Annotated in this window: 21 protein-coding genes; 5 read left to right on the plus strand and 16 right to left on the minus strand. The window is 47.0% G+C overall.

All coding sequences use genetic code 11. From position 1 onward, the window contains the following. Nucleotides 1-40 precede the first annotated feature (40 nt). From iscA to trmJ, 5 genes are all read right to left on the minus strand, one after another. Nucleotides 41-364 (minus strand): iron-sulfur cluster assembly protein IscA, encoded by a 324-nt coding sequence (iscA, locus tag R3289_RS09185; protein ID WP_318925218.1) that lies wholly within the window; start codon nt 362-364, stop codon nt 41-43. A 152-nt stretch (nt 365-516) separates the two neighbouring features. After that, nucleotides 517-900, minus strand: coding sequence for a Fe-S cluster assembly scaffold IscU (gene iscU / locus R3289_RS09190; RefSeq protein WP_318925219.1), 384 nt, complete (start codon nt 898-900; stop codon nt 517-519). Nucleotides 901-946: 46 nt separating this feature from the next. Beyond that, complete coding sequence (locus tag R3289_RS09195; protein ID WP_318925220.1) at nt 947-2,161, minus strand: IscS subfamily cysteine desulfurase; 1,215 nt, start codon at nt 2,159-2,161, stop codon at nt 947-949. A gap of 31 nt (nt 2,162-2,192) precedes the next feature. Further along, nucleotides 2,193-2,699: a Fe-S cluster assembly transcriptional regulator IscR gene (gene iscR / locus R3289_RS09200; protein ID WP_318925221.1), complete on the minus strand. Its 507-nt coding sequence runs from the start codon at nt 2,697-2,699 to the stop codon at nt 2,193-2,195. 112 nt (nt 2,700-2,811) lie between these two features. Beyond that, nucleotides 2,812-3,543: a tRNA (cytosine(32)/uridine(32)-2'-O)-methyltransferase TrmJ gene (trmJ, locus tag R3289_RS09205; protein ID WP_318925222.1), complete on the minus strand. Its 732-nt coding sequence runs from the start codon at nt 3,541-3,543 to the stop codon at nt 2,812-2,814. A gap of 210 nt (nt 3,544-3,753) precedes the next feature. Between trmJ and suhB the strand changes: the two genes are divergently transcribed. After that, the gene (gene suhB, locus R3289_RS09210; RefSeq protein WP_318925223.1) at nt 3,754-4,554 is read left to right on the plus strand and encodes an inositol-1-monophosphatase; all 801 of its coding nucleotides are present in this window, start codon (nt 3,754-3,756) and stop codon (nt 4,552-4,554) included. A gap of 340 nt (nt 4,555-4,894) precedes the next feature. On the opposite strand, the gene secF is transcribed toward suhB, so the two are convergent. The 6 genes from secF to R3289_RS09240 all read right to left on the minus strand — a co-directional run bounded on the left by secF (nt 4,895) and on the right by R3289_RS09240 (nt 11,680). Continuing rightward, entirely contained in the window at nt 4,895-5,842 is a 948-nt protein-coding gene (gene secF / locus R3289_RS09215) for a protein translocase subunit SecF (RefSeq protein ID WP_318925224.1), read from the minus strand. Between the two features lie 12 nt (nt 5,843-5,854). Then, nucleotides 5,855-7,708: a protein translocase subunit SecD gene (gene secD, locus R3289_RS09220; RefSeq protein WP_318925225.1), complete on the minus strand. Its 1,854-nt coding sequence runs from the start codon at nt 7,706-7,708 to the stop codon at nt 5,855-5,857. Between the two features lie 26 nt (nt 7,709-7,734). After that, nucleotides 7,735-8,070, minus strand: a complete 336-nt coding sequence (gene yajC, locus R3289_RS09225; RefSeq protein ID WP_318925226.1) for a preprotein translocase subunit YajC — start codon at nt 8,068-8,070, stop codon at nt 7,735-7,737. Between the two features lie 22 nt (nt 8,071-8,092). Then, the gene (gene tgt, locus R3289_RS09230) at nt 8,093-9,220 is read right to left on the minus strand and encodes a tRNA guanosine(34) transglycosylase Tgt (protein WP_318925227.1); all 1,128 of its coding nucleotides are present in this window, start codon (nt 9,218-9,220) and stop codon (nt 8,093-8,095) included. 241 nt (nt 9,221-9,461) lie between these two features. Beyond that, entirely contained in the window at nt 9,462-10,514 is a 1,053-nt protein-coding gene (gene queA, locus R3289_RS09235; protein ID WP_318925228.1) for a tRNA preQ1(34) S-adenosylmethionine ribosyltransferase-isomerase QueA, read from the minus strand. Nucleotides 10,515-10,615: 101 nt separating this feature from the next. Then, nucleotides 10,616-11,680: a serine protease gene (locus R3289_RS09240; protein WP_318925229.1), complete on the minus strand. Its 1,065-nt coding sequence runs from the start codon at nt 11,678-11,680 to the stop codon at nt 10,616-10,618. Between the two features lie 197 nt (nt 11,681-11,877). Between R3289_RS09240 and R3289_RS09245 the strand changes: the two genes are divergently transcribed. Then, nucleotides 11,878-12,327 carry a CBS domain-containing protein gene (locus R3289_RS09245; protein ID WP_318925230.1) on the plus strand — a complete coding sequence of 150 codons (450 nt, stop codon included), beginning with the start codon at nt 11,878-11,880 and terminating at the stop codon, nt 12,325-12,327. 247 nt (nt 12,328-12,574) lie between these two features. On the opposite strand, the gene aceA is transcribed toward R3289_RS09245, so the two are convergent. The 3 genes from aceA to R3289_RS09260 form a co-directional block, all read right to left on the minus strand. Further along, nucleotides 12,575-13,879: an isocitrate lyase gene (gene aceA / locus R3289_RS09250; RefSeq protein WP_107285331.1), complete on the minus strand. Its 1,305-nt coding sequence runs from the start codon at nt 13,877-13,879 to the stop codon at nt 12,575-12,577. Between the two features lie 73 nt (nt 13,880-13,952). Then, on the minus strand, nt 13,953-15,566 hold the full coding sequence (gene aceB, locus R3289_RS09255; protein WP_318925231.1) for a malate synthase A: 1,614 nt from the start codon (nt 15,564-15,566) through the stop codon (nt 13,953-13,955). 603 nt (nt 15,567-16,169) lie between these two features. After that, nucleotides 16,170-17,066 carry a hydrogen peroxide-inducible genes activator gene (locus R3289_RS09260; protein ID WP_318925232.1) on the minus strand — a complete coding sequence of 299 codons (897 nt, stop codon included), beginning with the start codon at nt 17,064-17,066 and terminating at the stop codon, nt 16,170-16,172. Nucleotides 17,067-17,198: 132 nt separating this feature from the next. Here R3289_RS09260 and R3289_RS09265 point away from each other — a divergent pair, with 132 nt between their 5' ends. The 3 genes from R3289_RS09265 (at nt 17,199) to ppk2 (ending at nt 19,957) form a co-directional block, all read left to right on the plus strand. After that, nucleotides 17,199-17,801 carry a peroxiredoxin C gene (locus tag R3289_RS09265; RefSeq protein WP_318925233.1) on the plus strand — a complete coding sequence of 201 codons (603 nt, stop codon included), beginning with the start codon at nt 17,199-17,201 and terminating at the stop codon, nt 17,799-17,801. A gap of 324 nt (nt 17,802-18,125) precedes the next feature. Next, nucleotides 18,126-18,863: a copper homeostasis protein CutC gene (locus R3289_RS09270; RefSeq protein ID WP_318925234.1), complete on the plus strand. Its 738-nt coding sequence runs from the start codon at nt 18,126-18,128 to the stop codon at nt 18,861-18,863. A 287-nt stretch (nt 18,864-19,150) separates the two neighbouring features. Beyond that, the gene (gene ppk2, locus R3289_RS09275; RefSeq protein WP_318925235.1) at nt 19,151-19,957 is read left to right on the plus strand and encodes a polyphosphate kinase 2; all 807 of its coding nucleotides are present in this window, start codon (nt 19,151-19,153) and stop codon (nt 19,955-19,957) included. A 49-nt stretch (nt 19,958-20,006) separates the two neighbouring features. On the opposite strand, the gene phoU is transcribed toward ppk2, so the two are convergent. Both phoU and pstB read right to left on the minus strand, forming a co-directional pair. Continuing rightward, nucleotides 20,007-20,717 (minus strand): phosphate signaling complex protein PhoU, encoded by a 711-nt coding sequence (gene phoU / locus R3289_RS09280; RefSeq protein ID WP_318925236.1) that lies wholly within the window; start codon nt 20,715-20,717, stop codon nt 20,007-20,009. Nucleotides 20,718-20,728: 11 nt separating this feature from the next. Next, the gene (gene pstB / locus R3289_RS09285) at nt 20,729-21,547 is read right to left on the minus strand and encodes a phosphate ABC transporter ATP-binding protein PstB (RefSeq protein WP_318925237.1); all 819 of its coding nucleotides are present in this window, start codon (nt 21,545-21,547) and stop codon (nt 20,729-20,731) included. Nucleotides 21,548-21,567: the final 20 nt, after the last annotated feature.

Genomic DNA, 21,567 nt, shown 5'->3' on the forward strand with positions numbered 1-21,567 from the left:
ACTGCGTAGCGACCAGGTTCAGTGGAAACAACTTTAGCGACTATACGTTGAAGCTTTCACCACAACCACACTCACTTGATACGTTCGGGTTGTTGAATTGAAACCCTTCATTTAGCCCTTCTTTGGCAAAATCCAGTTCGGTACCGTCAAGATAAACAAGGCTTTTCGCATCAATCACGATTTTTACGCCCCGCTCTTCAAATACCTGATCCTCTTCATTCACTTCATCGACAAACTCGAGCACATAAGCCATTCCTGAACATCCTGAAGTACGGACCCCTAAGCGCAGGCCAAAGCCTTTGCCGCGGTTCTCAAGGAAACTAGCTACGCGACGTGCCGCCGCCTCAGTAATAGTAATGGCCATACAACAACCTCGGAAATTAATGTATTCAGCAGACTTTCGCTGCTGTTCCGCTCGCGGCTATTTCAGTCAAGAGCAAAGAAAATGGGGCACTTTATCAGAATAAAGTGGCATTTTCGATCTCGCAATTGAACGAAATAGCAATGCGGTAAAAGTTACTCTTGGTGTTTCTTTTTGTAATCACTGACTGCGGCTTTAATTGCATCTTCCGCAAGAATTGAGCAGTGAATTTTTACCGGTGGCAGCTCAAGTTCTTCAGCAATAGCCGAGTTTTTAATTGCTGCCGCTTCATCAAGGCTCTTACCCTTCACCCATTCGGTGATTAATGAGCTTGAAGCGATAGCTGAACCACAGCCGTACGTTTTAAACTTCGCATCTTCAATGATGCCGTCATCGGACACCTTGATTTGAAGTTTCATCACGTCGCCACAAGCAGGAGCACCTACCATGCCGCTACCGATGTTTTTGTCGTTTTTATCGAATGAGCCCACATTACGCGGGTTCTCATAATGCTCGATGACTTTTTCACTATATGCCATGATAATTTCCTCGACATGTCTATGTCACAAGTTTATGACCGCAAGATTAGTGGTGTGCCCACTCAACGGTGTTCAAATCAATGCCTTCCTGGTACATATCCCACAATGGAGACATTTCGCGTAGTTTCTCTACCGCTGTACGGATCTGGCCGATTGCATAGTCAACTTCTTCTTCTGTCGTAAAGCGACCGAAAGAGAAGCGAATCGAACTGTGTGCCAGCTCGTCATCAAGACCAAGTGCACGAAGTACGTAAGAAGGCTCCAGGCTTGCAGATGTACATGCAGAACCCGATGAAACAGCAAGATCTTTCAGTGCCATCAATAACGATTCACCCTCGACGAAGGCAAAACTGATATTCAGGTTACCGGCTACACGCTGTTCTAAGTCACCGTTAATATGAACGGCTTCCATGTCTTTAAGACCATCAAGCAGACGAGTGCGTAAGGCTAAAGTATGCTGACGATCTTGTTCCATCTCTTCTTTAGCAATACGACATGCTTCACCCATACCGACGATCTGGTGAGTTGCAAGGGTGCCGGAACGCATACCGCGCTCATGGCCACCACCATGCATTTGCGCTTCCAGACGAATACGTGGCTTACGACGTACGTATAGAGCACCAATACCTTTAGGACCGTAAATTTTGTGCGCAGACAGAGAGATAAGATCAACTTTCATCTCTTGCACGTCGATAGGTAATTTACCTACAGACTGAGCGGCATCGACGTGGAATATAATTTTGTTTTCACGACAGATTTCACCAATCGCGGTGATGTCCTGAATGACACCGATTTCGTTATTGACGTGCATGATTGACATCAAAATTGTATCTTCACGAATGGCATCACGCAGCTTCGCAAGATCAAGCAAACCGTTTGATTCAGGCTCCAGGTAAGTCACGTCAAAACCTTCACGTTCTAGCTGACGACATGGGTCGAGAACAGCTTTATGTTCAGTTTTACAAGTAATAATATGCTTACCCTTCTTGCCATAGAAGTGTGCTACACCCTTAATTGCCAGATTATCGGACTCAGTTGCGCCTGATGTAAAAACAATCTCACGCGGGTCGGCATTGAGCAAATCAGCAATATTTTCACGGGCTGTATCAACAGCTTCTTCTGCCTGCCAACCGTAGCGGTGAGAACGAGAAGCCGGGTTACCGAAGTTACCATCCATCGTCAAACATTGCATCATCTTCTCTGCAACGCGAGGATCTACTGGGCAAGTAGCGGAATAATCAAAATATATAGGCAGTTTCATTATCATCTCCGAAAACACGGACGTCTGGTCTCTAAGAGCGGACATCGACACCTATTGTGGCGCTGTCGTGTGTTTTTTTATGTCCAAATGACGTTTTTTGTAGAATCTGATCCTGGCGACCAGAAATTTCTTTTACGTCATTATCTGTCATCAACTCACCAAGAGTGATGTTGTTCAAAAAGCCACTGATGCGAGAGCTAAGATCATGCCACAGAGTATGTGTCAGACAGCGCGTACCGCCCTGGCAGCCACCTCTTCCATGGCATTTAGTAGCATCAACCGATTCATCAACAGCTGCGATAACCATACCTACTGCTATGTCATTCGCATCTTCGCCTAAGCGGTAACCACCACCCGGGCCACGAACACTAGCGACCAGACCGGCTTTACGCAGGCGTGAAAAAAGTTGTTCTAAGTAAGACAGTGAAATACCTTGGCGCTCAGAAATATCAGCTAAAGGTACTGGACCACCTTGAGAATGCAGGGCGACATCTAGCATCGCGGTTACCGCATATCTTCCTTTTGAAGTCAATCTCATAACACACCGCTACCCACTTATGTATATGGTGGCAGTGTTACATACCCGACTAAAATGGTCAAGTATTTACCTGACTATTTTAGTCAGGCTTTTAACCTTGTCTCTAATAAGGCTATTTTTCGTCTTTTGGTAAGATTCTTTCGACGGAAGTAAGTATGCCTCGCAAAATATTTAGCTCCTGCTGCTCGGGACGAGCGCGAGTAAATAAACGGCGGAGTTTGGCCATGACCATGCCAGGGTGTTTCTTATTTATGAAATTGGTTCCTGAAATGACTTTTTCAAGGTGTTCGTAGAACAATTCCAGCTCTTTTGCACGAGGATACTCTTCAACCGTCGTTTCACCAGCGGATTTTTGCTGCTCAAGGTAAGCCATTCGGATTTCATAGCTGACGGTTTGGACGGCCATCGCCAGGTTTAAAGAGCTATATTCAGGGTTAGCCGGTATGTAGACATGGCAGTGACATTTTTGTAATTCATCATTTGTCAGGCCTGTACGCTCGCGACCAAACAGAATCGCAACCGGATGAGACGCCACTTCATTAATTGATCTAATCCCACATTCACGTGGGTCAAGCTGTGGCCATTCCAGAGTTCGAGAACGGGCGCTTGAACCAATCACTAAACCACAATCAGCAACTGCTTCATCTAACGTCTTAACAATCTTCGCATTGGCAACAATATCTGCTGCACCCGCCGCCAAAGCAATGGATTTTTCGTCAATCTCACAAGCGGGGTCAACCAGAACAAGATTCGTTAAGCCCATCACCTTCATGGCTCGGGCTGCCGAACCAATGTTTCCCGGATGGGAGGTACCAATTAAAACAACGCTGATTTTATCTAACATGGCGTAGCATCTTTCCGACTATATTTAAAAGCGTGGAGATTTTAGCACAGCCTCTAAAAAAGTGGGGAAAACATGCAAAACTAACCCGTGTTTTTGTGAAACTTTTGACACAAGGTGAGCTCGACCAAAAAATAACCACTTCCCTTTTCCGTAAGCTCTGTTATACTCGCCGCCGCTTTTTAGTTCTTTAACATCCGTTGGGAAGATCCTATGCATCCGATGCTTAATATCGCCATTCGCGCTGCGCGAAAGGCTGGTGACCATGTCATTAAATCGTTAGAAAAACCTCAAGGCATTGAAGTTGCCAATAAAGGTAATGATGTTGTTACCAACATCGATCATGAAGCTGAAGCTATCATTATCGCCTCAATTCTTAAGTCTTACCCTGACCACTGCATCATTGCAGCAGAGTCTGGTACTAAAGAAGGCCGTGACAAAGAGTGTCAATGGATCATCGACCCACTGGATGGCACCAAAAACTTCGTTCGCGGTTATCCTCACTATGCTATTTCAATTGCACTGCGCATGCGCGGCCGTACTGAAATTTCTGTAGTCTACGACCCGTCTCGTAACGAACTCTTCACTGCTACTCGTGGTTCAGGCGCTCAGCTTAACAGCCAACGCATCCGAGTTTCTCAGCCACGCGATCTAACGGGTACAGTTATAGCAACAAGCCTGCCTTTCGCCGCTAAGCAATTCTCTGAAAGCTACTTCAAGATTCAAAATGCAATGTTCGTTGAATGTGACGACATGCGTCAGTCTGGTTGTACAGCACTTGATCTTTGCTACCTGGCAGCCGGCCGTGTTGACGGCGTATTCAAACTAGGCCAGAAGGCTTGGGAATTAGCTGCCGGTGAGCTTATTGCACGTGAAGCGGGTGCTATCTGTACTGACTTTACTGGAAACACTAACTACCTGACATCTGGCAATATCGTTGCTGGTAATGCTCGCGTCGTTAAGCCAATGCTGGCTAAAATCCGTGAACACGGTAGCGAAGCATTAGCTAAGTAATCGCTCATAACGATTCAAACATTTGAAAGCCCCGGCAGCAATGCCGGGGCTTTTTGTGTTTAAGGTCATAGGTATCTAGGGACGAGTGGCGAGTGGCGAGTGGCGAGAAAAAGGGTCTAAAAACGAATAATACTATCAAGTTATTGCTGCTACCTTCCCAAAACAGAAACCCTGCTCTTTCGAGAATCTCGTAACTCGTATCTTTTCCATCGAACCATAGATCCGCGTTTTCTGCTGTTTCCATAAGGTATAGAACAAAAAAACGGAGCCTTTCGGCTCCGTTTTTATTCAGCTCAATCTGGCAAGTCTCGTATCTCGACACCCGCTTCTCGAAACCGAATTAAGGCATCGCATCAAACTCCTCGCCTTCTTTCTCAACTTGCGGCGGCATCAGGTGTTCACGAGTGATACCCAATTTCAGAGCCACTGCCGAAGCAACATAGATCGACGAGTAAGTACCGACCGTAATACCGATAAGCAACGCCGCGGCAAAACCGTGGATCATGGTGCCGCCTTTCATAAACAGCGCAATAACCACAAATAAAGTCGTCGCTGATGTGATCAAGGTACGACTCAATGTTTGGGTGATTGAGCTGTTCATAATGTCAGCGGGCTCACCTTTACGCATCTTACGGAAGTTCTCACGAATACGGTCGAAAACAACAATCGTATCGTTGAGCGAGTAGCCGACAACGGTTAGCAAGGCTGCAACAATCGTCAGGTCGATTTCAATCTGAGTGAAAGAAAAGATACCGATGGTAATGATCACGTCGTGAGCCAGTGCCAATACCGCACCAGCAGCCAGACGCCATTCAAAACGCATCGAAACATAAAGCAGAATACAGATCAGCGCAGCCAGAATCGCCAGCCCCCCCGCTTCTGCCAGTTCATCACCCACATTAGGCCCAACAAACTCGATACGGCGCATTTCAACGTTCTGGCCAGTGCCCACTTTCAAAGCATCGATGATCTGGTTGCCCAGCTTCTCACCTTTGGCATCTTCTCGCGGTTGCAAACGGACGATCACATCACGTGCAGTACCAAAGTTCTGCACGATAGCATCGCCAAAGCCTGCACCTTCCAGCGACTCACGGATACGTGATAAATCTACCGGCTGCTCAAAGCCCACTTCAATCAGGGTACCGCCGGTAAAATCCAGCCCCCAGTTAAGCTTTTGAGTCGCAACGGTGCCAATTGCCCCCACAATCATTAAGATCGAAAAAACAAAAGCCACTTTCGACCAGCGCATAAAGTCGATCGCGTTACCCGCTTTCAATATTTGAAACATGTCAGCGTCTCCTTAGATCGACAGCTTATCTACGCGCTTACCGCCATAGATAAAGTTAACGACAGCACGGGTACCCACAATCGCAGTAAACATAGAAGTCAGAATACCGATTGAAAGAGTAACAGCGAAGCCTTTAATTGCACCTGTACCTACCGCAAACAGAATAATTGCAGTAATTAAGGTCGTGATATTAGCATCGGCAATCGTACTGAACGCATTTGCGTAACCTTGCTGAATCGCATGCTGAGGGCTTCGGCCCTCTTGTAGCTCTTCACGGATACGCTCAAAGATCAGTACGTTAGCATCAACGGCCATACCGACAGTCAATACGATACCGGCAATACCCGGCAGGGTCATGGTTGCCCCCGGGATCATCGACATCACACCGATAATCAGTACCAGGTTCATCGCCAGTGCCATATTGGCAATCAGACCAAACTTACGGTAGTACACTAGGGTAAACAGCATTACTGCAATCATGCCCCAGATACATGCCTGAATACCCATATCGATATTCTGCTGGCCCATAGACGGGCCAATGGTACGCTCTTCGACAATAGAGATTGGCGCAATCAATGCACCGGCACGCAGTAACAACGCCAGGTTATGTGCTTCAGCCTGTGAATCAATACCGGTAATACGGAAGTTACGGCCCAGTGCCGTCTGGATAGTAGCCTGGTTGATCACTTCTTCGTGCTTCTGAAGAATAACCTTGCCATCCGGATTACGTTTACCGCTGTCTTTATACTCGGTAAACACCGTTGCCATCAGCTTACCCACGTTGTTACGTGAGAATGCTGTCATCTTGCTACCACCTTCGCTATCTAGCGAGATGTTAACCTGAGGACGACCATATTCATCAGCACTTGAGCTGGCATCAGTGATGTGAGAACCCGCAAGAATAATGCGTTTCTTCAGTACTGCCGGACGCTTGTCACGGGTGTACTTCACTTCACTTCCAGCCGGCACACGACCAGCAGCGGCAGCCGCAAGATCTGCGGTACTGTCCACTTCCCGGAACTCAAGGGTTGCTGTCGCACCAAGAATCTCTTTGGCACGAGCAGTATCCTGAACACCAGGCAGTTCAACAACAATACGGTTTGCACCCTGACGCTGTACCAGAGGCTCGGCAACGCCTAACTCATTAACACGATTACGAAGAATAGTAATATTCTGATCGACGGCGTAGTTACGGACCTCTTTCAAACGCTCTTCAGTAAATACCGCCGTCAGTACAAAACGGCCATTGCGGTCACTGTCAGTGAACAGCATATCCGGATGCAGTTTAGCCAGCGCAACTTTCGCTTCATCCAACTGCTCTGCATTTCGCAGACGCACCTCTACCGATGAATCAGTTTTGCTGATGGCGCGATAGCGCACTTTGGCTTCACGCAGTTCGGTACGGAAAGTCTCTTCTTGTTGACCAAGCAATTTTTCCATCGCCGCGTCCATATCCACTTCCATCAGGAAGTGCACACCGCCGCGCAGATCAAGGCCCAGCTTCATTGGCGTCGCACCAATGGATTCAAGCCAGTCAGGTGTTGATGCAGCCAGGTTCAGCGCAACAACATAACCTTCGCCAAGTTGATCATTAAGAATATCGCGAGCACTGATTTGAGTATCAGTATCGTGAAAGCGAACCAGTACAGTACCGTTTTCGAAAGCGACAGATTTATAGGAGATTTGGCTTTTTTCTAAATCTTCGGTGACAGTATCCAATGCAGACATATCAACCGAGGCGCCACGCGCCCCGGTGATTTGAATCGCTGGATCTTCACCGTAAACATTGGGAAGTGCATAAAGCAAACCGATAAGCAGTGCAAACACCACCATCAGATTCTTCCACAAGGGATAACGGTTTAACACTGCTGTGATCCTTCAAAGCGAATAAACTATAGAGATTTCATTGTGCCTTTTGGCAGAACTGCTGTAACAAAATCTTTCTTGATTGTCACTTCAGTGCTGTCATTCAGGGCAATAACAATGTAATCGCTCTCTTCAGAAACTTTAGTGATTTTACCAAGCAAACCACCACTGGTTAGTACTTCATCGCCTTTGCCCATAGCAGACATCAGGCTCTTGTGTTCTTTAACACGCTTCGCCTGTGGACGATAAATCATAAAATAGAAAATAACTGCGAAAAGACCCAGCATGATGAATAGCTGCATGCTGCCACCCTGTGGAGCACCTTCAGCTGCGGCGTGTGCCTGAGAAATGAAAAGACTCATTTAGTAACGTCCTCGTTGATTGTTAAGCGTTTTTTAATGGTGGAACTTCACGGTCACGACGCGCGTAGAATTCTTCTACAAACGCATCGAAACGATCTTCTTCAATCGCATTACGAATACTGGCCATCAAACGCTGGTAGTAACGCAAGTTGTGGATTGTGTTAAGGCGCGATCCCAGGATTTCGTTACACTTATCCAGATGATACAGATATGCCTTTGAATAATTACGACAAGTGTAACAGTCACAATGTGGGTCCAGAGGGGTTGTATCCGTTTTATGTTTCGCATTACGGATCTTGATCACACCACCGGTCACAAAAAGGTGTCCATTACGGGCATTTCGGGTCGGCATTACGCAGTCGAACATGTCGATACCACGGCGTACACCTTCCACAAGGTCTTCCGGTTTGCCAACCCCCATTAGGTAGCGAGGCTTATCTTCAGGCAGTTTAGGGCAGGTATGCTCTAAGATACGATGCATATCTTCTTTTGGCTCGCCAACCGCCAGACCGCCAACGGCATAACCGTCAAAACCAATGTTCGTCAGGCCTTCAACAGAAACGTCGCGTAAGTCTTCATATACACTACCTTGGACGATGCCAAATAGCGCATTTTTATTTTCTTGCTTGTCGAAATGGTTACGGCTTCGCTGTGCCCAGCGCAGTGACATTTCCATTGACTGCTTCGCTTCGTCATGTGTCGCGGGATACGGTGTACATTCGTCAAAGATCATAACAATGTCAGAACCCAGGTCGTACTGAATTTCCATCGACTTCTCAGCGTCCATGAAAATCTTGTCACCGTTTACCGGGTTACGGAAATGTACACCTTCTTCGGTGATCTTACGAATATCACCAAGGCTAAACACCTGAAAGCCGCCTGAATCAGTCAGGATAGGACCTTTCCACTGCATAAAGTCGTGCAGATCACCATGCATTTTCATGACTTCCTGACCAGGGCGAAGCCACAGGTGGAAAGTATTACCGAGAATGATCTGCGCACCGGTCTCTAGCACTTCTTCCGGCGTCATGCCCTTAACCGTACCGTAAGTACCCACAGGCATAAATGCCGGCGTTTCAACCGTACCACGTTCAAACTGCAGGCGACCGCGACGTGCGCGTCCCTGAGTTTTATCTAATTCAAATTTCACTCAACCTCCAAAAGCCAGAGAAACAATCTGACATCAATTCCCACTAAAGGACTTAAGCACAACAGGTCATTCGCCTGGTGTACGTATTACATTTGTCGCCACGCCATAAAGCCTGGCGGAAGAAAATTTAAGAGTCATGGCAAATCTGCCATCGCTCTTTTGTCGATGCTATAAACCGACAAAGGCTGCGATTTTAACAAAAGCAGCCTTAAGAGACACTGAATTAACACCCTAAGTTCAATTATTTGTTTTTTCGAGTGATGAACATCGAGTCGCCATAACTGAAGAAGCGGTATTTATTTTCAACCGCCTGATGGTAAGCATTCATGGTATGTTCATAGCCTGCAAATGCACTTACCAGCATAATAAGTGTTGATTCGGGCAGGTGAAAATTCGTTACCAAAACATCCACTAGCTGGAATTCATAGCCGGGGAAAATAAAAATATCGGTATCGCCGAAAAATGGCTTCAGCTCAGTTCCCTTTTTCAGCGCATCCTGAGCGGCACTTTCAAGTGAACGGACGGAAGTCGTTCCCACCGCTACGACACGGCCGCCGTTGGCTTTGGTTGCATTGATCGCATCAACGACCTCTTGCGGTACTTCGACGTATTCGGCATGCATGTGGTGATCGTCAATATTATCAACGCGTACAGGCTGGAACGTTCCGGCCCCGACATGCAGTGTTACAAAAGCGAAATTAACCCCTTTCGCTCTGAGCGCATCCATCAAGGTATCATCAAAGTGCAGCCCCGCGGTCGGAGCAGCAACAGCCCCGGGCTTGGCATTATAAACCGTTTGATAACGCTCTTTATCGGCATCTTCGTCTGGACGGTCAATATAAGGCGGTAGCGGCATATGCCCGACATCTTCCAGAATTTCCAACACTGTTTTATCGCTATTAAAACGAATTTCAAACAGCGCATCATGGCGTGCTACCATTTCTGCCCGATATTCGTCATTTTCACCCAGCAGCAACTCATTGCCCGGTTTTGGCGATTTTGATGCACGTACATGCGCCAGGATGCTCTTGTCATCTAACATCCGTTCAACAAGGACTTCCAATTTTCCGCCAGAGGCTTTACGGCCAAATATCCGGGCAGGGATCACACGGGTATTATTAAAGACCAGCAAATCACCAGGCTGAACCAGATCAAGCACATCTTTAAAGCCTTTGTGCTGGATCTCACCTGTATCGCCAGTGAGTTGCAGAAGGCGACTCGCTGTCCGCTCAGGTTGTGGATAACGAGCAATAAGCTCATCAGGAAGGTCAAAATGAAAATCAGAAACTTGCATCGTTATATGCCTCAAATTACAGCAGGCAGGTAGTATAGGCTGCCTTACTGCAATTTCAAGGAAAGATGGGATTTGCAGGCTAATTTGCGGATATTATCTGTTTATTCTCGCCCCCGTGAAACTCGCCGCCAATAGACCACCAACATCAGTAATAGCAAACTTATCATTCCGACACTGCCGCCGCTGTCTGATTTTACGACTGGCACCCTACCGGCATTACGATAATCCGACAGAAACGGGTTAATACTAAAGTCCCTTTCGGGTAATGTGCCAATCGTGCTCCCCGTTTCATCTTCAATCCAGGGAATATAATACGCCACCTCGGTATACACTCCGGGCAGATCGCTCGCACAGCCTTCGCCGAAGCTGACCAGACCGATTAACCGTAAACCAAAATCACGGTCACCGGCTGCCTGCGGATCTTGCCAAACCAAGGGGCCGCCCGAGTCACCAAAACAACTATCCCGACCTAACAGAGGTGAGGGTGAACTCGCGCATACATAAATGCTGTAATCACTTACAGTGATATTTGACTTCCACATAACGTCGCAGGTGGGATCAGGTACGCCGGATAGCAGCGTCTGCATTAACAACGTTGACGATGTGCCACTACCATCGGTACTTCCCCAACCAGAGACCAGTAAATTAGCAGGTCGGTCACTGTTTGCTACCCAACCATTCTCAAATTCATTATCCGCTCGCTTCTGGGTTTCCGTATTGGCAACCTGAATCGGTATCGCACCGGCTGACGCCGGTTCCGACAGCACTAATAGCGCAATATCATTCCTAAAACTGATCGGATCAAAATCAGGATGCCGGACTCTTTTGTCCACCGCAATTGCGTTGGTGCTACTGGCACTGAAAACACTGGTAATACCTGCCCATACCTGGATATTTTCAGTTGACACGAGCGCTGAACCATTTTGTATACAGTGCGCTGCAGTTAGCACGACCTTAGGGGTAATCAAGACACCACCACAAATGAATGTCTGCCCCCCCGCAGAGCCAGGAAAAGTCAAGTTAATGTAAACCTGCCAGGGAATTTCATTGGTGGATGATTCAATTCCTCCAATTATTTTAGGGGTCACCGTCTGCTCAGCAGCAAACACTTGAATCGCGAACAGCGTATTCCAATACAACAGGAAGCCTAGCAACAACTTAGCCATGGAATAATACCCATTGGGGATACCGTTCATTGATTATATGACACAAATCACTTTTTAACCGTCAAATAACACAGCCCCTACCAAATGGTAACTTTGCGTTTTTTTGACTATGGTCATAGGTAGTTACGTCAATATTCGCTACATTCAGAGAGGACAAGGAAAGAATAATTTTTGTCTTATTGCAGCTGGAGGTTTGTATGTTTACTGTCTCAGATATGATGACTCCTCATCCTCATACGCTTAGTCCCTCTCATACCCTGGCCGATGCCAAAAAAATGATGGCAGAGCAAGGGATACGACATATCCCCATCACCAATGATGAAAACCAGCTGGTCGGTTTAGTGACTCAGCGGGATGTATTAGCCGCTCAGGAATCAAGTTTAGAGCATTTTAGCAAAGCCAACGCGATCTCCACCTTGGATGTCTCGCTGGATCAATGTATGAACCGGACATTGCTCAGCGTCAATTCTCATGCAGGCTTAAAAGAAGCGGCCACCTATATGCAAAAGCATAAAATTGGTTGTTTACCTGTTACTCATCAGAAGAAACTGGTGGGGATCATTACCGATTCCGATTTCGTGTCTATTGCAATTAACCTGCTAGAAATTCAGGAAGAAATTGAACCGCTGAATGAAGACGAAGCCTAATTGGTTTTAGTTTTGTTATAAATCGCGAATTTCCTAACTCACGGGCATCTTGCTGCCGCTAAACAGCAACGCAAACGCCAGTTGTCATATATCTAACCAGCTCAACATACAGCGAAAGCCCTGAATCTCGTCTCTTGAGCTGAGTTGGAGATAACCCCCATAAAAAAGGGGGAGCAACGAGTGCTCCCTGACTTACCAAAAACGATAACAACGATTTGCTAGGATAGATTGTACAAAACCAGTCTGGTTAGAATTGATCTTCTTCCGTTGAGCCGGTCAGTGCGGTGACTGACGACTGGCCGCCCTGGATGGTATTGGTCATTTTATCGAAATACCCCGTGCCCACTTCCTGCTGGTGTGCAACGAAGGTATAACCACGCTCAGCAGCGGCAAACTCCGGACGCTGTACCTTTTCAACATAGTGCCGCATGCCTTCACCCTGCGCATAAGCATGCGCCAGCTCAAACATGTTGAACCACATGTTATGAATACCTGCCAGTGTTATAAACTGATACTTGTAGCCCATGTCTGACAGCTCTTGCTGGAACTTAGTGATCGTTTCAGCATCAAGATTTTTCTCCCAGTTAAAAGACGGCGAGCAGTTGTATGCCAGTAACTGATCCGGATACTGAGCATGAATGGCTTCGGCAAACTTACGCGCCTCTTCCAGACAAGGTTTTGCGGTTTCGCACCAGATAAGATCAGCATATGGTGCGTAAGCCAAGCCACGAGAAATAGCCTGATCTATGCCCGCACGTACACGGTAGAACCCTTCCGCGGTACGTTCGCCAACAATAAAGTCGTTATCATATGAATCACAATCTGACGTTAACAAATCAGCCGCGTTAGCATCAGTACGGGCAATAACAAGTGTCGTGGTACCTGCCACGTCAGCGGCTAGGCGTGCTGCAACTAACTTTTGCACCGCTTCCTGGGTCGGTACCAGTACCTTGCCCCCCATATGACCACATTTTTTCACTGAAGCAAGCTGATCTTCAAAGTGTACCCCTGCCGCTCCGGCATCAATCATATTACGCATCAATTCATAGGCGTTCAGCACCCCGCCAAAACCGGCTTCGGCATCTGCGACAATCGGCAAGAAATAATCAATACCTTCTTCCGGGCTGCCGCCATTTGCCCACTGGATTTGATCGGCACGACGGAATGCATTGTTAATACGGGTTACGACGGCAGGTACGGAATCAACCGGATACAATGATTGATCAGGGTACATAGTCGATGCGGTATTATTATCAGCAGCAACTTGCCAGCCTGATAAATAAATCGCTTCAATGCCCGCTTTTGCCTGCTGAACCGCCTGACCACCGGTTAGCGCCCCCAGACAGTTAACATATCCCTTTTTCGCCGAGCCATTGACCAGATCCCACAGCTTATCTGCACCGCGCTGGGCAATCGTATTAGCCGGGGCAAATGAACCACGTAGATTTATCACTTCCTCTGCGGTGTAAGTACGCTTTACGTGCTTCCAACGTGGATTTTCAGCCCAGTCTTTTTCAATAGCTTCAATTTGCTGCTGGCGAGTCAATGTCATAATGATGTCCCTCGTTTCATTTGGCGATAATCAACTTAACGCAATCGTTAATGTTTATTTTCTTTGGCAATGATTACGGTAAGTATTCATAGCCGGGTACAGTCAGGAAATTCACCAATTCATCACTGGTCGTGATTCGCGACATTAAATTCGCCGCTTCCTGATATTGTCCTTGTTGGAACCTGTCCCGTCCCAGTTCCTGTTCCAACACGATCAACTCTTCTTGTAACATCTGTTCAAACAAGGCCTTCGTCACAACGCTACCGTTGCTCAGCGACTTTCCGTGTTTAATCCACTGCCAGATTGATGCCCGTGAAATTTCCGCGGTGGCGGCATCTTCCATCAGACCGTAGATCGGTACACAGCCATTGCCGGTGATCCAGGATTCGATATATTGCACCGCAACGCGAATGTTATGCCGCATCCCCTCTTCAGTACGTTCGCCTTCGCAAGGTTCTAGTAATTCGGCAGCGGTAATTGGGGCGTCTTGTTCGCGGCTAATGTCCAACTGGTTGCTACGATCACCCAGCACTTTGTCAAAAACGGCTTTTGCCGTATCAGCCAGCCCGGGGTGTGCAACCCAAGTACCGTCATGGCCATTTTTCGCTTCCAGTGACTTGTCGGTCTGAATTTTATTCAGCACCCATTCATTACGATCAGGATCTTTGGACGGAATAAAGGCCGCCATACCGCCCATCGCAAACGCCCCTCGCCGGTGGCAGGTCCGAACCAGTAATCGTGAGTAAGCATTAAGGAAGGGTTTTTCCATGGTGACCACCTGACGATCCGGCAAGACCCTGTCAGGGTAATTACGTAATGTTTTGATATAGCTAAATATATAATCCCAACGCCCACAATTGAGGCCTACAATATGTTCTTTCAGGCTGTAGAGAATTTCATCCATCTCAAACACTGCTGGCAAAGTTTCAATCAATACCGTGGCTTTAATGGTGCCGCGAGAAAGACCGAATTCATCTTCGGCAAAACTGAACACATCACTCCACCAGGCCGCTTCCTGATAAGCCTGCAGCTTAGGCAGATAAAAATACGGACCACTGCCTTTAGCCAGCAACTGTTTGTAGTTATGGAAAAAATACAAGGCAAAATCAAATAATGCCCCGGGGATCGGCTCCCCCTGCCATAACAGATGTTTCTCAGGCAAATGAAGGCCGCGAACCCGGCAGATCAGCGCCGCAGGATCATCGCAGAGCTTGTACTCTTTCCCATTTTCCGGATTGGTATAACTTATCGTTCTATTGATCGCGTCGCGAAGGTTTCGCTGCCCATCCAGCACCTCATCCCAGGCTGGTGAAAAGGAGTCTTCAAAGTCAGCCATGAACACTTTCACGTTCGCATTCAGGGCATTGATCACCATTTTCCGATCAACCGGTCCGGTAATCTCGACCCGGCGATCCTGTAGATCGTCGGGGATCCCCTGAATCGTCCAGTCACTATCACGAATATGCGAAGTTTCAGGAAGAAAATCCGGTAACGTACCGGCATCGATTGCAGCCTGACGAGCCTCGCGGGCAGCTAGCAGTTCAGGCACTCGGGAAGCAAAGCGCTGTACTAAGCGCTCTAAAAACTGCAGAGCCTCATCGCTAAGGATCTCTTGTTGTTCTGATGTCAGCGTCGTCTGTAATGACAGCTTAACATGGTGATTCGGTATACTTCCTTTATCCGTCATCGCTCCCTCCCCTACCTTCACTTGTAACTTAATCACTACTTTTATCAGTAATGACCGCAATTACTCTTATCCCACCAGCTACCTTAACGGCTTCTTTACGTTGCCGTAACAAATCTGCAAAAGCAAGTAGATATTTTTTGCTCACATCAAACCAACCACACCTGATGGCAATAAAAACAGTAGCTTAATAAGTGTAGAGCAAAAACTCAAAACGCCAAATTAAAACAAAAATCAGGAAAAAGTTCGGTAGGCATTATGCTCACCGAACGACGGTATATTTGTAATGAGTTACGTAATTAAATTACACAAAAGGTGAGATCTAACGCGAAATAAAAAACCGTTTAAAACATGGGATAAGTAAAACGAGTCTAAAAAACAAACAAATAACAGGCACTTATAAATACAATCTGCTCACAATTCATACCAAAAAAGCATACCTGCTTATTCACCCTGTTTCATTTATTCGCGAAGCGAAATAGAATAAACCTACAAAATGGCAACCTTGACGCCCCTTTCAGGAAGATGAAATATACCAATAAATGCTAAATTAAAAGAATATCATGCTGTCAAAAAGGAAGGACTGACAGCACGGCCTCAACATTGCTACAAAAGCCCTTCAACAATATCTGCCAAGCCATTAAATGTCTGAATCCGACTGGACGTCGGCCGCCAAACCAAGCCAATTTGACGATATGCTGCCTGGCCCGGAGGTTCGACAACGACTAGGTTTTGATTATCCAGCAAACCATGATCAATCGCCATCTGGGGAATAAAGGTAGTGCCCAAACCATTGGCCACCATTTGGACTAAGGTATGTAAACTGGTTGCGGTAAAAGGATTAATTTTCTCTTTGGTTGTGAGTTTGCATGCTGAAACCGCGTGTTCAGTTAAGCAATGTTCTTTCTCCAGCAGGAAAACAGATTCATCGGGTAAATCAGCATATCGAAGTGGAACGTTCACTTTTTCCGCCTGATTTTTACTGATCACCATTTTGAACGCATCACGGCCAACAATCTTGCTATGCATACCGTTAATCTCAATGGGCAAGGCGAGGATCAAGACATCCATTTCACCATTTCTCAGCGCTGCCAGCAGATTCGTCGTGGTATCTTCTCGTAATAACAAGTGAAGGTTTGGATGCAGCCGGTTTACCTCTTGCACTAAGTCACACAGAAGAAAAGGGGCGATCGTCGGAATACAGCCCACCCGCAACTTTCCTTCCATACCATCACCGGTACATTTAGACAGTTCCATTAAATCCTGGCTACGCGCCAGTAACTCACGGGATCGGGTAACCACCTCTTCGCCCATAGAGGTGAAAACCAGAGATTTATTATCGCGCTCGATCAGTTGACTACTCAGCAACTCTTCCAGGTTCTGAATACCAGAGCTCAAAGTAGACTGACTGACAAAGCATTTTTTTGCCGCCTCACCAAAGTGACGGGTTTCAAACAGCGTCACCAGATAGTGAAGCTGTTTTAGAGAGGGAAACTTTGTCATCGTTTTTTCCGATTGCTTCAATCTGTTTATTCCGCTTTTTTCAATCTACCAGTTTCGCTATAGTTTGTCTCGTCCAAACAAGGAGCCCACCGAAAAGGTCGGCACCAAAACGAATATTGTAGGAGCACCAAAATGGTACTAGTAGGTCGTCAAGCACCAGATTTTACTGCTGCAGCTGTTTTAGGTAACGGCGAAATCGTTGATAACTTCAACTTTGCAGAGTTTACTAAAGGTAAGAAAGCGGTAGTTTTCTTCTACCCACTAGACTTCACTTTTGTTTGCCCATCAGAGCTAATTGCTTTTGACAAGCGTTTTGAAGATTTCCAGGCTAAAGGCGTTGAAGTTATCGGTGTTTCTATCGATTCTCAGTTCTCTCATAACGCATGGCGCAACACGGCTGTTGAAAACGGCGGTATCGGTCAGGTTAAATACCCGCTAGTTGCGGATGTGAAGCACGAAATCTGCAAAGCGTACGATGTCGAGCACCCAGAAGCAGGTGTTGCTTTCCGCGGTTCTTTCCTAATTGACGAAGACGGTGCAGTACGTCACCAAGTGGTTAATGATTTGCCTCTAGGCCGTAACATTGACGAAATGCTACGTATGGTTGACGCACTTAATTTCCACCAGAAAAACGGTGAAGTTTGCCCGGCACAGTGGGAAGAAGGTAAAGCGGGTATGAACGCATCGCCAAAAGGTGTTGCTGACTACCTGTCTGAGCACACTGCAGACCTGTAAGTCTCAGCAAGCACAAGAATGCTACAAGCAGCACCCCGCTCAACGGTGTTGTGGCAACAAACGCGATAGCGTAAAGCCAAAGTCAGCCGCAAGGCAAAAAAATAATGAGGCCCGGACCACCGGGCCCTTTTTCGATCTAAGTTCGGGGTTTCGAACGACTACTCCCCAAAGACTCTCGCATCTTGCATCTCGCATCTCGCATCTCGCATCTCGCATCTCGCATCTCGCATCTCGCATCTTAAGATAATATCTCGCGCTTCCTTGTCGCCACTCCTTAAGCAATGAATTACACTGCCAATATGTTCCCAACCGTTTTGTATCACTATGATTAACCATATCGAAGTCTGTATCGATAATCTCGAATCGTTGCATTATGCCCGACACGGTGGCGCAACCCGCATTGAGCTTTGCTCATCATTAGCGCTTGGCGGCTTAACCCCCAGCCTCGGTTTTATGAAGCAAGCCATAAAACATGTCCATATTCCTGTGTATGCCATGATCCGCCCTCGTCAGGGGGACTTTTTGTTTTCAGATGATGAAATTGAACTGATGCTGGAAGATATTCATGCCGCCAAACAAGCTGGCCTGCAAGGTGTCGTGGTCGGTGTTTTAACCGCCCAAAGCCAGATCAACCGAGATGTACTGGCAACGCTGGTAAAAGAAGCCAAGGGGTTAGGCGTTACTTTCCACCGCGCAATTGATCAGTGTCTGGAGCCTTTTGAAGCCCTGGATACGATTATGTCGGCAGGTTGTGAGCGAGTACTTACATCCGGACTTAAAGCCAATGCTCTGGCAGGTGCTGATACTATTGCCCGTATGGTGCAGCATTGCGGAAATCATTTGAGTATCATGGCCGGAGCCGGTGTTACGGCGGAGAACGCGGCGGAAATTATCGCTAAAAGTGGTATCAAAGAAATCCACCTCTCCGGTAAAAGTACCCGCCCCAGCCATATGATCAACGTTGCCCGTCAGGCACATATGGGCAGTGCTGATATTGATGACTTCCTTATCCCGGTAACCTCTGCCGAGAAAATTGCGGCGGTGGTAAAAGCAATTCGATAATAATAGCGATTTAATCACCCGCTAACAAAGAGCCTGAAATTGCAGGCTCTTTCATCTATACGGTTACCAGCCAATCACCTCTTTTGCCGGATACCGGGCATCCAGCATTACCGTATATGTCTTAACGGATACATCATTAATCCTTATTTATTCTTTTTCGCATCAACAATACAGAAAGACCTACTAATAGCTGATGTGAATTTGTCACAACGTTTAATTCGTCACCGTGCTGATCTGGCATTACTCTTAATAACAATGAGGAGTGTAATAACTGAGCGGAGTCTGACATGACCAATAGTCCATCAGCCAAAAAACTAAAAAAGAAAGATTATGATCGTGAGCTCAAACGGTTACAGGTTGAGCTGGTTAAGCTGCAGGAATGGATTAAGCACCGCGGGCTTAAAGTGGTCGTCATTTTTGAAGGGCGGGACGCGGCGGGAAAGGGCGGCGTGATAAAACGGATCACAGAAAAACTTAACCCTCGGGTATGCCGGATCGCAGCCTTACCCAAGCCAACCGAGAGAGAGAAAACCCAATGGTATTTCCAGCGCTATGTCGCCCACCTTCCCTCGGCAGGAGAAATCGTGCTGTTTGACCGCAGCTGGTACAACCGGGCAGGAGTCGAAAAAGTGATGGGGTTTTGCAGCGATGAGGAATACGATGAGTTTCTCCGTTCATGTCCTGAATTTGAGTGCATGCTGCTGCGCTCCGGAATTATATTGCTGAAATACTGGTTCTCAGTTTCCGATGAAGAGCAGGAAAGTCGCTTCCTTAAGCGCATTCATACCCCGATAAAACGCTGGAAATTTAGCCCGATGGATCTTGAATCACGAGGCCGCTGGGCTGAATACTCAGCCGCGAAAGATCGCATGTTTGACCATACCGATACCAGGCAATGTCCGTGGTGGGTGGTAGACGCAGATGACAAGAAAAAGGCGCGGATCAATTGTATCTCACACCTGCTGTCCCATATCCCTTATGAAGAGCTCCACTACCCTCATATTGAGCTGCCGGAAGTCAACAAGGAGCGATATATTCGAGCCCCTGCAGACAGCCAGACCTTTGTGCCCAACCGGTTTTCCGATCATAAATGATAAGAAGAAAAGTGAGAAATAACACATCAAGAAATCGAAGCAAACCGGATTATTTTAAGACATTTTCGAACTCATCCGGGTTAGTGTGCCGTATATCTTTGCCTTTAACGAAATAGATAATGTATTCGCAAATATTCTGACAGCGATCACCGACACGCTCGATTGAACGTGCCGACCACATCACCTGCAGCACATTCGGAATAGAGCGTGGATCTTCCATCATATAGGTCATCAGCTGGCGAATAATGGCCTCGTATTCCCGATCAATGCGATCATCCTCTTGATAGACTTCAATCGCGGCTTTGACGTCCATACGGGCGAAGGCATCTAATACCTCATGCAACATTTTAACCGCATGCTGACCCAGAGACTCCAGCGATACCAATAAGGTGTACTGCTTATTGGTAAAATTCTCCAGCGCCACTTTCGCAATGCTTTCCGCGACATCGCCAATACGTTCCAAATCCGTAATGGTTTTGATAATCGCAATCACCAGGCGCAAATCACTGGCGGTTGGCTGACGTTTAGCAATAATACGGGTGCATGCCTCATCAATCGCCACTTCCATGGCATTGACCTTGTGATCACCTTTTATAACCCGCTTAGCCAGTTCAGCATCTTGCCGGTGCATCGCTTTCAGTGCATCTGCCAGTTGCTGTTCAACCAGTCCTCCCATGGCTAAGACATGGGTACGTATACTTTCTAACTCGGCATTAAACTGGCCAGATATATGTCGGCCCAGGCTTAAATTATCCAACATGTTGCGACTCCCTAACCGTATCGGCCGGTAATGTAATCTTCGGTGCGTTTCTCTTTCGGAGTGGTAAAAATATCGTTTGTATTGCTATATTCCACCAGCTCTCCCATATGCATGAAGGCGGTTTGATCTGACACCCTTGCGGCCTGCTGCATATTATGAGTCACAATGATCACTGTATATTTGGTTTTCAATTCATTGATCAGCTCTTCAATCGTCAGCGTTGAGATCGGATCCAGTGCTGACGTTGGTTCATCGAGTAATAATACCTCGGGCTCAATCGCTATCGCCCGGGCAATTACCAAGCGCTGCTGCTGACCACCCGACAAACCAAACGCATTCTCATGCAGGCGATCTTTCACTTCATCCCACAAGGCCGCGGCCCGTAGCGAGCTTTCAACTGCATCATCTAAGACTCGGCGGTCGCGGCTCCCCTGCAGCCGCAGACCATAAACCACATTTTCATAAATTGATTTAGGAAACGGGTTAGGACGCTGAAAGACCATGCCAACCCGACGGCGTAACGAAGCCACATCGACCTTGCTATCATAGATATTCTGGCCATGAAGCATGATTTCCCCATCAACACGACAGCCTTCAACCAGCTCATTCATCCGGTTGATACAGCGTAATAAGGTTGACTTACCACACCCCGACGGGCCGATAAAAGAGGTCACCTGGCCTTTGGCAATCCGCATATTAATATTAAACAGTGCCTGCGTATTACCGTAATGCAAATCCAGCCCTTTAATCGACAGCGCGGTTTTCTCTTCGGGCAACGAGGCTAAATCTAATGGCTTAAAAAATCCCATTGTAGTGTTAACTGAAAGCATGTATTTACTCGCTATTGCTC

The organism is Photobacterium sp., from assembly GCF_033720175.1.
Classification (GTDB): Bacteria; Pseudomonadota; Gammaproteobacteria; order Enterobacterales; family Vibrionaceae; genus Photobacterium.

Bases quoted from the DNA above. Each gene is read 5' to 3' on its own strand.
- iscA (WP_318925218.1), bottom strand. From the start codon at position 364: ATGGCCATTACTATTACTGAGGCGGCGGCACGTCGCGTAGCTAGTTTC.
- iscU (WP_318925219.1), bottom strand. From the start codon at position 900: ATGGCATATAGTGAAAAAGTCATCGAGCATTATGAGAACCCGCGTAAT.
- R3289_RS09195 (WP_318925220.1), bottom strand. From the start codon at position 2,161: ATGAAACTGCCTATATATTTTGATTATTCCGCTACTTGCCCAGTAGAT.
- iscR (WP_318925221.1), bottom strand. From the start codon at position 2,699: ATGAGATTGACTTCAAAAGGAAGATATGCGGTAACCGCGATGCTAGAT.
- trmJ (WP_318925222.1), bottom strand. From the start codon at position 3,543: ATGTTAGATAAAATCAGCGTTGTTTTAATTGGTACCTCCCATCCGGGA.
- suhB (WP_318925223.1), top strand. From the start codon at position 3,754: ATGCATCCGATGCTTAATATCGCCATTCGCGCTGCGCGAAAGGCTGGT.
- secF (WP_318925224.1), bottom strand. From the start codon at position 5,842: ATGTTTCAAATATTGAAAGCGGGTAACGCGATCGACTTTATGCGCTGG.
- yajC (WP_318925226.1), bottom strand. From the start codon at position 8,070: ATGAGTCTTTTCATTTCTCAGGCACACGCCGCAGCTGAAGGTGCTCCA.
- queA (WP_318925228.1), bottom strand. From the start codon at position 10,514: ATGCAAGTTTCTGATTTTCATTTTGACCTTCCTGATGAGCTTATTGCT.
- R3289_RS09240 (WP_318925229.1), bottom strand. From the start codon at position 11,680: ATGGCTAAGTTGTTGCTAGGCTTCCTGTTGTATTGGAATACGCTGTTC.
- R3289_RS09245 (WP_318925230.1), top strand. From the start codon at position 11,878: ATGTTTACTGTCTCAGATATGATGACTCCTCATCCTCATACGCTTAGT.
- aceA (WP_107285331.1), bottom strand. From the start codon at position 13,879: ATGACATTGACTCGCCAGCAGCAAATTGAAGCTATTGAAAAAGACTGG.
- aceB (WP_318925231.1), bottom strand. From the start codon at position 15,566: ATGACGGATAAAGGAAGTATACCGAATCACCATGTTAAGCTGTCATTA.
- R3289_RS09260 (WP_318925232.1), bottom strand. From the start codon at position 17,066: ATGACAAAGTTTCCCTCTCTAAAACAGCTTCACTATCTGGTGACGCTG.
- R3289_RS09265 (WP_318925233.1), top strand. From the start codon at position 17,199: ATGGTACTAGTAGGTCGTCAAGCACCAGATTTTACTGCTGCAGCTGTT.
- R3289_RS09270 (WP_318925234.1), top strand. From the start codon at position 18,126: ATGATTAACCATATCGAAGTCTGTATCGATAATCTCGAATCGTTGCAT.
- ppk2 (WP_318925235.1), top strand. From the start codon at position 19,151: ATGACCAATAGTCCATCAGCCAAAAAACTAAAAAAGAAAGATTATGAT.
- phoU (WP_318925236.1), bottom strand. From the start codon at position 20,717: ATGTTGGATAATTTAAGCCTGGGCCGACATATATCTGGCCAGTTTAAT.
- pstB (WP_318925237.1), bottom strand. From the start codon at position 21,547: ATGCTTTCAGTTAACACTACAATGGGATTTTTTAAGCCATTAGATTTA.